Origin of the sequence: Lysinibacillus sp. NPDC097195 (genome assembly GCF_044762075.1) — a bacterium.
GTDB lineage: Bacteria > Bacillota > Bacilli > Bacillales_A > Planococcaceae > Lysinibacillus.
In genome coordinates this window covers 350,080-362,253 of the sequence record NZ_JBIWDP010000001.1, presented here as the reverse complement: position 1 = coordinate 362,253, position 12,174 = coordinate 350,080, and the positions used below count along the sequence as shown (strand labels likewise).

13 protein-coding genes and 1 riboswitch are annotated in these 12,174 nt (G+C 32.9%); of the genes, 3 read left to right on the top strand and 10 right to left on the bottom strand.

Going from position 1 to position 12,174, the window contains the following annotated elements:
• Window positions 1-312 precede the first annotated feature (312 nt).
• Together ACIQXI_RS01800 and ACIQXI_RS01795 are read right to left on the bottom strand one after the other, a co-directional pair.
• Window positions 313-1,620, bottom strand: coding sequence for an RES family NAD+ phosphorylase (locus ACIQXI_RS01800; protein WP_402920987.1), 1,308 nt, complete (start codon window positions 1,618-1,620; stop codon window positions 313-315).
• A gap of 229 nt (window positions 1,621-1,849) precedes the next feature.
• On the bottom strand, window positions 1,850-2,032 hold the full coding sequence (locus ACIQXI_RS01795; protein WP_402920984.1) for a hypothetical protein: 183 nt from the start codon (window positions 2,030-2,032) through the stop codon (window positions 1,850-1,852).
• A gap of 125 nt (window positions 2,033-2,157) precedes the next feature.
• Between ACIQXI_RS01795 and ACIQXI_RS01790 the strand changes: the two genes are divergently transcribed.
• From ACIQXI_RS01790 to ACIQXI_RS01780, 3 genes are read left to right on the top strand one after another with little or no spacing between them, the layout of a single operon-like run.
• Entirely contained in the window at window positions 2,158-2,367 is a 210-nt protein-coding gene (locus tag ACIQXI_RS01790; RefSeq protein ID WP_483869713.1) for a hypothetical protein, read from the top strand.
• 4 nt (window positions 2,368-2,371) lie between these two features.
• Entirely contained in the window at window positions 2,372-2,623 is a 252-nt protein-coding gene (locus ACIQXI_RS01785; protein ID WP_402920982.1) for a hypothetical protein, read from the top strand.
• Window positions 2,607-3,449: an AAA family ATPase gene (locus ACIQXI_RS01780; RefSeq protein ID WP_402920979.1), complete on the top strand. Its 843-nt coding sequence runs from the start codon at window positions 2,607-2,609 to the stop codon at window positions 3,447-3,449. The genes ACIQXI_RS01785 and ACIQXI_RS01780 overlap by 17 nt, the downstream gene beginning before the upstream one ends.
• A gap of 204 nt (window positions 3,450-3,653) precedes the next feature.
• On the opposite strand, the gene ACIQXI_RS01775 is transcribed toward ACIQXI_RS01780, so the two are convergent.
• The 8 genes from ACIQXI_RS01775 to ACIQXI_RS01740 all read right to left on the bottom strand — a co-directional run bounded on the left by ACIQXI_RS01775 (window position 3,654) and on the right by ACIQXI_RS01740 (window position 11,981).
• A complete protein-coding gene (locus ACIQXI_RS01775; RefSeq protein ID WP_402920976.1) occupies window positions 3,654-4,373 on the bottom strand; it encodes a toprim domain-containing protein in 720 nt (239 codons plus the stop codon).
• Window positions 4,336-5,811, bottom strand: coding sequence for an AAA family ATPase (locus ACIQXI_RS01770; protein WP_402920974.1), 1,476 nt, complete (start codon window positions 5,809-5,811; stop codon window positions 4,336-4,338). The genes ACIQXI_RS01775 and ACIQXI_RS01770 overlap by 38 nt, the downstream gene beginning before the upstream one ends.
• Before the next feature lie 821 nt (window positions 5,812-6,632).
• Window positions 6,633-7,190 (bottom strand): RadC family protein, encoded by a 558-nt coding sequence (radC, locus tag ACIQXI_RS01765; RefSeq protein ID WP_402925609.1) that lies wholly within the window; start codon window positions 7,188-7,190, stop codon window positions 6,633-6,635.
• 32 nt (window positions 7,191-7,222) lie between these two features.
• Window positions 7,223-7,816, bottom strand: coding sequence for a Maf family protein (locus ACIQXI_RS01760; RefSeq protein ID WP_402920971.1), 594 nt, complete (start codon window positions 7,814-7,816; stop codon window positions 7,223-7,225).
• A 98-nt stretch (window positions 7,817-7,914) separates the two neighbouring features.
• A complete protein-coding gene (locus ACIQXI_RS01755; protein WP_402925606.1) occupies window positions 7,915-8,571 on the bottom strand; it encodes a hypothetical protein in 657 nt (218 codons plus the stop codon).
• A 312-nt stretch (window positions 8,572-8,883) separates the two neighbouring features.
• Window positions 8,884-10,146 carry a bifunctional folylpolyglutamate synthase/dihydrofolate synthase gene (locus ACIQXI_RS01750; protein WP_402920968.1) on the bottom strand — a complete coding sequence of 421 codons (1,263 nt, stop codon included), beginning with the start codon at window positions 10,144-10,146 and terminating at the stop codon, window positions 8,884-8,886.
• Entirely contained in the window at window positions 10,143-11,435 is a 1,293-nt protein-coding gene (locus tag ACIQXI_RS01745) for a bifunctional folylpolyglutamate synthase/dihydrofolate synthase (RefSeq protein ID WP_402920965.1), read from the bottom strand. Before ACIQXI_RS01745 ends, ACIQXI_RS01750 begins: the two co-directional genes overlap by 4 nt.
• Window positions 11,436-11,576: 141 nt before the next feature.
• The gene (locus ACIQXI_RS01740) at window positions 11,577-11,981 is read right to left on the bottom strand and encodes a hypothetical protein (RefSeq protein ID WP_402920962.1); all 405 of its coding nucleotides are present in this window, start codon (window positions 11,979-11,981) and stop codon (window positions 11,577-11,579) included.
• A 92-nt stretch (window positions 11,982-12,073) separates the two neighbouring features.
• Window positions 12,074-12,174: riboswitch (cyclic di-GMP riboswitch) on the bottom strand.

Below are 12,174 nucleotides of genomic sequence, written 5' to 3'. Positions count from 1 at the left end.
AAAATTGGTAATAATAACAAAATATCTAATTCATTTATTGGTGAAAAAAATGAACTCGTATCAGAAAAAAATCATTCCAAAAGTTGGTTCGAACGGCATCCAATCTTAGTATCGATGTTCATAACGTTTATATTTGGATTCTTATTCTTATTTTCATTTTGGGACAAAATAATTAATTACATTGAAAATCAATTTAATTAAAAATGCTAGGACATCAGATAAACATGTCCTAGCATTTTAAGAGCTTGACACAAAACATGATTTTACATTTATGTTAAATATTTTTCAACTAATTGCATTTTTTGTTTTTCTTTAAGTTTGCCATCTACCTTCTTTAAAAACAATATAATCCTCTTCATTTTCATAATCAAATTTCGAATCAAATTTTTCATTAACAGTTTCAAATTTCACTTTTTCTACCCTCTTCAAAACACTACTACCTTGTTTGTATTCTGCCTTGTTAGGGTTAAAAATCACTAAATTGTATCCATTATTATTAGAAATCGAGCTATTAAAACAAATTCCATCAAATCCAATTTTTCTAAATACTTCAGTAATTAGTTGCGTAAATAGATAGCCTTCTTTTTCCTCTGGTGTAATTGGTATAGAAAATTTTGCTGCTATATTACTTAATAAGACATAATCATCTAGTAATCTATCATTCTTAAAAAAATGCAGTAGATTTATTTTTCGAAAATCAGCAATTCTTATATCTTCCAATAAACTAAATTCTCCAATTGAAACATAATTACTTGGGTGAGGTCTTATTTCAGATATAGCCGTTTCACTATCTGAACTTAAATATAAATAGGAGACATTAACCCTGTTCAACCGACCTGCTGTTGCTTTCGGTGGTGGTGGGCAAGAAATATCTGCACCCATATATGGTACTTTAATTACTCTATCATTAAAATCAACATCAAAATCTATCCCGCTATCCTGATAAGCTATATGGTTGTTATACCCAATTCTAGCACGGAAATATGACATCTGCTTAGTAAAATCCCTATTATTTTCTATGAAATGAGATAAGGCTAGAAACTTCTCTATTAATTCAGATTCTAATATAAAATGATTCTCACTTTGAAGTCTCAATTCATAATTAGTAAAGAGTGAAGATACATCCTTCGTCAATTTAATAAAAGGGGAATACCCTTCATTTGCTCTTTCTCTACCACTCAAGGTTGAGGGTCCGTTAAATAAGGACACTTCATTGCCTTCATGTTGGTCAGTAAATAAATTCTTCTCAAATATAGTTTCAAAAAGTAGATCTATTCTATGACAACCATATCCCTCTTCAAGTTCTACCCAATCAAACTCATCATTTTCGTTATATATATGGGTTAATATAGGATTTTCAATATATAATAAATGTGGTAAATTGTTAACTCCTCCCCAAAAGCTACTATATTCAAATTCTGAAAAATAAATTCTTACCAATGCCCTTACTAATGTTCTTATTTCCTTGTTCCAATAAAAATCAACTGTCATAAGATTTTCTTTTTTACATAATATACATGTTTGATTGTAAATACCTTTTTCATTTATATACTTCTTCAAAAATTCATCTTTTGCACAGTTTGTACAGATACTTAAGATATTAATTTTAAAATCTTGCATAATAATTACCACCTTATGGATTCTTGTTACTTGTAATCTAAACTATTATTAGGAATAATATTCAATATATTTCATTACTCATTCACCCAATTTTACCATAAAAATTAAATATGTTTGTTTGGATTTTCAATTAAATGAACTTATTGTTGAATAAAAAAACTGCATTCCATACAGGTTTTATCAAACTCGTAAAAGCACCCTGAGTAGTCATCGGTTAACCGAACCTCTCTTACCGAATGTTTGTATAAACATCACTAACAAAACAACAATAATCACTATTTAACGCACCTAAACCCGCTTTATCAATAAGTTCATCAATACGTTTTATTAATTCCTCCATTCTTTCCTTTGGAACAATGTAACCCCCATTTTCAGCAATAATAATTTTTCTTCTTTCTTTTTTGTTATCCAATAGTCACACCCCCGGTTCATTATAATTTACATAAATAAGCAAATTATTCGAATTTCACATATAAAGATGATATACAAGTTATTCTTAGATTTAACATTAATACATTTAAAAATGCATATAGCTTGATGGATCTACCTAAAATGAAACTTAATTATTATGCCATAAAAGTAGGAGAAGCAAAAGAAACGGATCTAAATGTTGAAAATGAAATGGCTGTCGATGGGCAAACTGCTCGTCTTTCACCAATAGAAGTATTAGGACATGTTGAAAGTACTGATCAAAATCGCGACTATTTAAAACTATATGATGTAATTCTTGCTGGCGTGGAGGTATAGTGTATTGAAATTTAGAATATTTAATGGTCCGAAGAAAGAATTTGATAAAATGGTCCCCATTGAAAATGTTTTAACACTTTCAAATTTAGTAAGATCGCTGGACCCAAAAGAAACTTCATTTTCAGAGTCCTATGGTTGTTATACATTAGCAGTATATTCAGATGAGTATTCAGGTGTTGCAGACTTTTTCATTGAAGGTTTTTTAATTTATAGCTTATTATTTGCTGAAAAATTTGGGTATGAAGAGGCTACATAATCCACCCGCGAAAATCTTACATCAACTTCAAACATCGCAAACTGAATTAGAAATTTCCATACATGATTATAAGTACTCTAAGTTAAACTTGAGTCATTTAAGAGCTATAAAACAGGACTTTGATAATATTATTTATGGACAATCTAATGTTAAAAATGAGCTTCTCGCATCATTATACAGTATGACTAACAAAGGGGAGCACAAACCAACAGTAATTATGCTGTATGGCCCTACTAGTGTAGGGAAAACGGAGACAGCTAAATTTGTAAATAAGGCAGTTAATTCAAAGAAAAAATTGTTTAGAAAACAGTTATCAATGTTTCATAATGAAAACTTTATGAATTATATATTTGGTGATAAAAGCAATTCCTTTGCCAAAGATTTATTAGATAGGGAAACAAATATCATTTTGTTAGATGAATTTGATAAAGCTCACCCAATGTTTTATAGCGCATTTTATCAATTATTTGATGAAGGTGTTTACACTGACAAGTTTTATGAGGTTAATTTAGAAAATACAATCATTTTTTGTACTTCAAATTATCGAGATGAAAAAGAAATAAGAAAAAACTTGGGTGACCCAATTTACTCACGCATTGACCATCTTATTAAATTTGATGAGCTTAGTGATATTGCAAAAAAAACTATTATAGATAGAGTCTATGAAGAGGAGTTAACTAAATTTAGTGAAGATGATCAAAGAGAAATTGAAAAGTTAGATATTAAGTATAAACTTAAAAATAAGGTTACTTTACTGAGTAATGCTAGAGAAATTAGAAAAATTATGATACAAACAATGTCATATACCCTTATTGATAAATTATAAATTTTAATTGATTCTGATAACTGGAAATATATATATATATTAGTTTACAAGTAGTGATTATTAGAGCTTGAGAGGTGGTTCTGCTTTATTGTAGTGAAATCACACAATTTTTTAGCAGAATTAATAAGTATGGTCTTACTCAATAGTAATAATAAAATCCAAGTAGTCATATATAAGACTACTTGGATTTTAAGTATGTATTATTTACTCACTGAAATCTTTAATGAATATATTTACATTTGAAACTCCATTACTAAAAAAATCAGTTTCATTAGAAATTAAATGCCATGATTCCTCATAGTTATCTGACACTTTATTTGAGTCATCATTAACAAATTGCTTAAAATCTTCTAGATTAGGATATTTTTCAACAAAATTGTCGACACACTCCCACTTATCATCTATATCTTCAATTATTTCATTACTAAGAAAATGTTCTAGATTAAGTGAATAAAAATATAATCGGTATTTAATACCGTTTATTTCATTTGTATTAATTAGAATATCTTGTTGATCTTTTTTATTTTTCCATGTTTCAAATAATTTGTTTTTAGAATACTTATTTTTAACGATAATTCTTTTTCTATGGCTATCAAAGTAATAGGTTTTATCACCAAAGTAACCCTTAGGTTGTATATGATAGTCATGCAAAGGAATATATATCCCATCTATATCGCATAGTTGAATAATATAGAAAATATCTTCATCTGTAAGGAAGTATTCTTGTTTAACTTCTTCTGTAACTTCCTTAATAATTTCGGTAGCTTCCTTCCCGAAGTTCTCTTCTTTGGTAAAGACATCGCCTCTAGTGACATGAATTTTAACTCTTTCTGGATCAACAATCTCCTTTATATATGAACTAAATACAGCTAAATCCGTATCACCTTCAACTATTAAAATCAAAACCTTTTTCTGTGGATTCATTAATTTTACTCTCCTGTAAATTTTTTTTCATTTTTTTATAAGTTCTTCTGAAATTATTTTGAATAGAAAAAGTATCTGTTTGAGCATATAAGTTCTCGGAGAACCCACCTAATTGAATTGCTTTTAAATATACAGCTCTTAAATTGTTGGTCTTCTTAACATTAGTAATTTTTATATAACGATTATCAGGGTTAGTGGTTGTAAATACAATTTCCTCAGGATTAAGTACTTCTAAAGCTCGTAAATTATGTGAAGTAAATATTAGCAGCCCTTTAGCGCTAGAAGACATAACAGATACAAGTTCACCTAGTAAATATTCAAATATCCCACTGTCAAATTCATCTATAACTGCTGTTGCATTCGGTGTATTATAGACACTAATAAGAGTACTTAATATAGAAACAATTTTTTTAATCCCATCTGATTCACATCTAAATGGGAATTTGTGTCCATTTCTATTAGCCATGATCTCTATAGAATATCCGTCATTTCCGTCTTCTAACTTTCTTTTTTCGAGTTCTTCAATTTCTATTGTAAGATCTGGAATTATATTTGGTAATACACCATTTATTTGTTCAAATATTATATTAGCTAGTTCAAAGTGTTTTTTCGAAATAATAGAACTTTTATTAGATGGTAAAGGTAAAGTTCCAGATGCATTTGATGAAGCATTGATACCAACAGAGAAAGAAATAGGAAGAAGTATGTTAGTATAAATCATACCTGAAAAATCATTCGAGTATATAAATAAGTTTCTAGCAAAATCAATAGAGAGTAAATTTAGAACCTCTCGCAATTCGTCTAGCATCCTTTTATTTTTATATTCCTTTATAAATTTCCTCATTCCAGTCCCAAATATAAAGGATTCTTGGTTTGAAATTGACATAGCTTTAACATATTCTAATTTACTAGAATTGATTTTGTTTTTAGGAAACAGATTTTTTGTAATTAATGGATAGTCTTCATTTTCGCTCTCATAACCTAGTAACACTTTTTTTCGACTGTTTGTTTCTAAATTTCTAGTTTCTAACTTTTCGGAAACAACCTTAATAGATATTTCACCTTTTTCGTTCTCTTCATTTATTAGGTTTTCGTTTCTCAAATCTTCGCTGGTAGCTCTTCTTAGCTCAACTTTATAATATATTTCTCTTTCTTTAGGAACTTCAAATATTATTTCAATTGTTGCTTCAGAACTCAAAGGTAATAAGTCTATTACGTTCTTTTGCATTTTTCTTCCGATAAAAAGTGTTTTAATTATATCAAGTGCATTTACCAATGCAGTTTTTCCTGAGCCATTTTGACCATATAAACCAATAATATTAAGAGGTTTATCATTTTTGAAAAAATCTATAGTTCCACTATTTATATTTTTAATGTTTTCAAGGCGAATTTGTTTGATTTTAATTGTTTTATTAATCTTCTCTAAATGGTTATACATCATCATTTCCTCCTTAAGGTTAATCTTATATTAAAGTATATTGTTTGAAATTTCAATTCACAGAAAAAGAATTATTTATTCCTTTTTCACATTTATTATTGAGTTTTATTCACCCTTTTATACATCTTATTTAAAACTTATTTATGTTATATTGCAAAATTCAATCGAATCTCTACTTTTAAATCGTTATCTTATGCCCAGTTTTTAGGGAAAGGAGTATATTCTTTTTGTCATTCCTAAAAGATTATGTATTATATGGATTTCGGTATGTTTTTCTATTCAACCTCTTATAATCATTTTTTATTACTTTATTTTTGTTTTAAATATCTCTATCTGTCCACTAAGGAAATAACAGCCTTCTCTTTATTATCACCTTACTCGTGATTTACTTTTATTCACCTTATTACTAAAAATATGTGGAAATGGATAAAAACATACATAAAAGTATAAGATGTTGATATTAAGCTAAAGGGACAATTATCTTTATAATAACTGTGTTTTAAAACAATTTAAGAATAATGTATACATTCATATACAAATAAGATTAGGGGTGATTAAAATAGCTGAGACATTCCGTCGTGGTAAAATTGAAGATTATATTAACAGATTAGAATTAAGAAAAGAGATTCTGATTAGGCAATTAAGACAAAATGAATTAGCATGTTTAAGAGAAAATCTAATTGGACAAATACAATCCATAGATTTTATTTTAAATGAATTAATAAAAGAATTTAATATAAATGTGTAATTGAAGAGTATACAAATGTATACTTTTTTAATTTCGCCTAAAATGATTAGGCGAAATTAAAAAAAGCTCTAGTTCACAATAAAATGGTTTTTCGCCTAAAATAATGTTTGCCTATTTGCGATAAAATAATCGAGGCAGCAGAACGTTTGACAGCTTCGCGAAAAATTTCTCTTGGATGTACAATGGAAGCATTCAAACCGCCGATAAAAATCGTCTTTTTATGCATAATTTGATTTTTCACATCGAGAAAAAGGACAACAAAATGTTCCTGACTCAGTGAGGTCATATCCGGCATTAAATAGGCAGCGGCATCTTGCGGAGAACGAACTGTATACTTGTCATCATTTTGCTTTTGAGATAGGCGCCTTCCTAGCTCTATTGCAGCTAAAATTTGTATTGCCTTTACCTCCCCAATACCTTTTATAGCAAAAATTTCTTCAATTGTTGCATGTTTTAAATGATGTAAGCGTTCGAATGTACTTAGAACACGGTTTGCAAGTACAAGGACTGACTCCTCTTTCGTGCCTGTCCTTAATAAGATGGCCAGTAGCTCCTGATTCGATAAACTCATTGCACCTTGCCTTAAAAGTCTTTCATGTGGTCGATCTGCTATATTAACGTCGCGAATCATCATATCTGGTAAAACATCTGTTGACAACTGCTTCACTCCTTCGCAAATTGGATAATCTGTCGTGCCACCAATTGCGCAAACAACGCTGCAAGTGGTAAGCCCACAACATTGTTATAATCTCCTTCAATTCGCTCAACTAATAAAGTCCCCGCTGTTTGAATACCGTAGCCGCCAGCCTTATCATAAGAATCTCCGGATGCTACATACGCTTCGATAAGTTCTTGCGATAAAGTACGGAATACAACAGCCGTTTCTTCAACAATGGTTGTTTCTAATCCACTTGGTTCAATAATGGCTACAGCAGTCATGACCGCATGACGCTTGCCTGATAAACGCGATAAGTGAGAAATTGCTTCCTCACGTGTTTTCGGCTTATGCAGTAGTTCATCATCAAAAACGACAATCGTATCTGCACCGATAATCGTGGCATTTGGCACTTTTTTTGCGACATCGCGTGTTTTTAGAAGTGCCACACCTTTTACATAATCTTGCATCGTGGTTGCTTGGACGCTTGTCTCTTCTACATCACTCGTGACAATTTCAAACGGAAGGTCTAGCATAGCCAGTAATTCCTTTCGTCGTGGTGAAGCGGAAGCAAGCACTAATTTATGATTTGTTTCAAACATGATTTCACCATTCCTCCTTGTCTCTATCATAACGGAGAATAAGGTATTTGAAAATTTTCAAAAAAGCAAGATAATGCACTTTTAACGCTATTTTCTAGTTAAAATTTTGTTTGAAGACAAGCATTTTTAGACTTATAATGGGCGAAAATCTGTAAGCGAATAACGCTTGAATCACTGGAAATAGTCGTGGCAGCCTTGCCAATACTTTGCCAATCTGCCGGAAGGGTTGAATCCTTTGTCGCTTCGCTAAAATTTAATTTTTTAGTATTTTTATCAGCTAATACATTAATTACTTCAGCGATTGTCGCCTCTTTACAACTGTCGCCATTGACGCTAAATGCTTTTTTAAATGTTGGGGGATCTTTTAAAAAAACTAAGTCATTTTCATCTGTTACCACGCTTGTCCACACATAGTATTTCCCGTCTACTTCTACAACGGCACTTTCTTGCAATGTAGGATGCTCAGCAACGAAAGCACTCGCACTTTGGTAATTAGAAAAAACACCTGCTTGACTCGCATAAAACATCGTGGAGTTAGCAGTACCTCCTGCCGTCGGTATTGTCTCCGAATTTGAATTTGAATCTGCACCAGCTTCTGCTTGTCCGCTTTCATTTTGTGCTACTTCACTGTCCTTTTTTAAAGAAAGTTGGGTACTTGCTTGAAGAACGCCTAAAAAAATGGCTACACCAAACAGCCCGACAATGCCACCAATTAACATTGCGCGCACAACTTGTTTTCTTATTACCTGACTCACAATTTTCAAACGATCATCACCTCTTGTTTCAACCTATCAAAATGAACGTAAAAAAAGACGAGACTGCTGTCGCCTCGTCTAAAAAATTTATCGCTAATTCCTAGCAAAATTCGTCTTAATTTTCAATGCTCGTCAGCTTAAGAAATCAGGCCTATTTTGTAGATTCCCCCTATTTGACGGCGAAAGCAGAACATAATACAAGGGCAACAAACACAACACCTGCTAGAAATCATAAGTTGCTTTCGGTAGAAGTATGACGAATTGTTTGTCCTGCTAGCAAAGTCATATACATAATTTGACTTCATATCGTAATTATTTTTTGTTTGGTGCAAGCAATTGCCTACGCACCTCTGTTAATAAATATAAAGAGCCTGAAACAATTGTTCTACATCTCTTCTGTGATTGCTGTTGTAAAAATGAAATTGTATCACTTAAAATCGCTTTTTGCTGGGCATTGCTTATTGCTAACAATTCTTGTGCAGCCATCGCACGTGGATTGGCAAAATCAACGAAATAAAATTGATCACTGATTTGCTCAAAGTTTTGTAACACTTCTTTGACATCTTTATCGCCCAAAATGCCTATCACGAAAGTAATCGACTCATTAGGATACTGTTGACGAATCGTTGCTACCAATTGTTCTGCACTAGCAGGATTATGGGCACCGTCAAATATAATATAGGGCATGACTTCTTCAAATCGGCCTAGGATGCGAGCACCTTCAATACCGCGACGTATGCTTTCCACATCCACGGCAATATTTCGTACAGCAGCCACTTCGATAAAAGCAGTAATAGCCAATGCCATATTATTCGCTTGATGCGGCCCTTTCATTTGGCGTGTAAGATTCGTGATATATAAATGTTGGTCATCATTTTTATAGCACTCATTATGGTGCTTTTGCTCAATTGTAAATTGTTGATTTAACGCAAAAATAGGTGCTTGATTTGCATGAGCTACTTGCTCAATAACTGTCTTCGCTTCTCTTGGTACTTCACCGATTACGACAGGACGCTGTGGCTTAATAATCCCTGCTTTATGTTGGGCAATACTTTCGATTGTCGATCCTAAAAATTTTGTATGTTCAAGGGCAATACTTGGAATAATAGAGACGATTGGTAGCACTACATTCGTACTATCTAATAAGCCCCCCATTCCCGCTTCGATTAAGGCAATATCGACATCACAATTCACAAAATGCAAAAATGCAGCGACTGTTAAAAGTTCGAAATCCGTTAGTTTTCCACTGAGCCCAGCATGTTTCATCTGTTGAAAAACACAATCCATCTCTGCCTGTGAAATACATTGTTGTGTTACTTGAATTTGGTCATGCACATCAACAATACAAGGAGACATAAACTTCCCTACTTTTAGGCCATGCTCATGCGCAATCGACTCTAAAAATGTGAGGGTTGAGCCTTTACCATTCGTCCCTGCAAGATGCACAATTTGCAATTTCCTTTCAGGGTTCCCAACTAACGCTAAGGCTTCTTCTATAGCTGTTAGTCCAGGCTTAATAACATCATCACTTGTTAAAGACCATCGTTTTTTATAGTCATCAAATAAAGGAATCATCGCATTTCCTCCTGCAACCACTGGCGCACTTCCGCTATAAAATAAAGTGAACCTGTAATAACGGCAATATCTTGACGCTCCTTGTTGTGAATAACCTCACGGACAATGGTTTGCCAATTCGTATCATACTGTTTGTCCTTGTGTGTTGACAGCTTCGCTAATTGTTCAGCTGGCATGGCATTTGGCAAAGCAATTTGTGTAAAGGACATAGATGTTGCGACTGTATCCATTAAAGCAATACTATTGGCATGATCCTTATCAGAAAGCGCCGCGTAAATGAAGTGATATGGTTGATTTGGATAGACCGTTTGCAGTGTTTGAATTAACGCAGCTGTTCCTTCTGAATTATGTGCACCATCTAGCACAATATAATTTGCAAACTGTTCGAAGCGCCCTGCCCACTGAGCATGTTGTAGTGCCTGACGAATAGATTGTTCAGATAGGGCAACATGACCTTGCTCGTGTAATATATTCATCGCGGTAATGGCCAGACTAGCATTTGCCATTTGATGCGCGCCCGCCATTTTTAATTGAAGCCCATTGATGGCAACTTTAGCACTACGATAATCGAATGATTGACTAGTCATCTCCTGCTGATGTGCCACGACTGTAAAATCCTGTCCTAACACCAAACATTGCGCGTGACGCTCTTTAGCAACCTTTTGAATAACAGCAAGTGCTTCTTCATTTTTAACCCCTACCACAACGGGTACACCTTCTTTAATAATCCCCGCCTTTTCAAAAGCTACCTTGGCAAACGTATCACCTAAAAATGCTGTATGTTCCAATGAAATCGTTGTAATAATGGACACGAGTGGCGTTATGACATTGGTCGCATCTAAACGACCGCCTAGCCCTGTTTCAATAAGTGCAAAATCCACTTGTTCCTCAGCAAAATATTGGAACATAATAAGTGTTACGACTTCAAAAAAGCTAGGATAGTCGCCAGCGTAATGTGCTTCAATTATTGAAGCAATATTGTTCATATACTGTAAAAATTGCTCGTCAGAAATTTGACCTCCATTTATCGTCATACGTTCATTGACGCGTGATAAATGGGGCGAAGTAAAGGCACCTACTCGGTAGCCTTCATTCTCTAACATTTCCCGCAACACATTAACCGTGGAACCTTTGCCATTGGACCCTGCTAAATGGATCGTTCGTAATGTGTCCTGTGGGTTTCCTAAATGAGCCAATACTTCACGCATCATTACTAATGGCTCACGTTTATGGTCAACCGCCTTTAATGAAAAAATAAAATCTGTACATGCTTTTATCGTTGTAAACAAAAGAAACACTCCCTCTCACTCTAGTATAAAGGGTGCCAGGCACACAAACAATTCAGACACAATTTTAAAAACACACAGAAAATCACTAAAGGAGTGAGCATCTGTGTGTTTTTAACTAGTTTTTTTCAAAAAAACAGCAAATTATTGTAATTGATGAACGCCTAATAATGCACCCATATCGTCTAAAATAATTTTTGCATCATTATTTAATAGCGGCAAAACATCTGGTCGTTGTACTAAATCAAGCGAGTTTTTTAATGTTCTTTTTAACATTGAAATATCAAAATTTGAACAGTATTCATTGATTTTATTAATAATAAGCAAATCTGTACGCGTTAACGTTTTCTTTGCAGCATTTTGTTCGTTGCTACTATTCGCCAATACATGTTTAATTAATACACGTCCACTTGCGTTTAATAGGCGATAGTACTTCGCTTCGGAAAGCTTTAGTAGATTCGCCTCAATCAATCCTCTTGCATTAACAAAATCTAAATCATCACAGGCTTTGTTTACCTTTACAACAATTGTTCCAATATTTCCTGACATGTTAAACCTCCTGTTATCCTTTTTCACCTTAAAGAAAAAAGACCATTCTATTAAACATAGAATAGCCATAAAAATTAAGAAACATTACATTTCATGGTAACCAGGCGCTCGTAGCGAAAAAAATACTGCATCTTTTCACCTTAGATCCTAGGCTTTGCGTCCTAACCTTTCGGATAGTTTGCCTTTATCTATT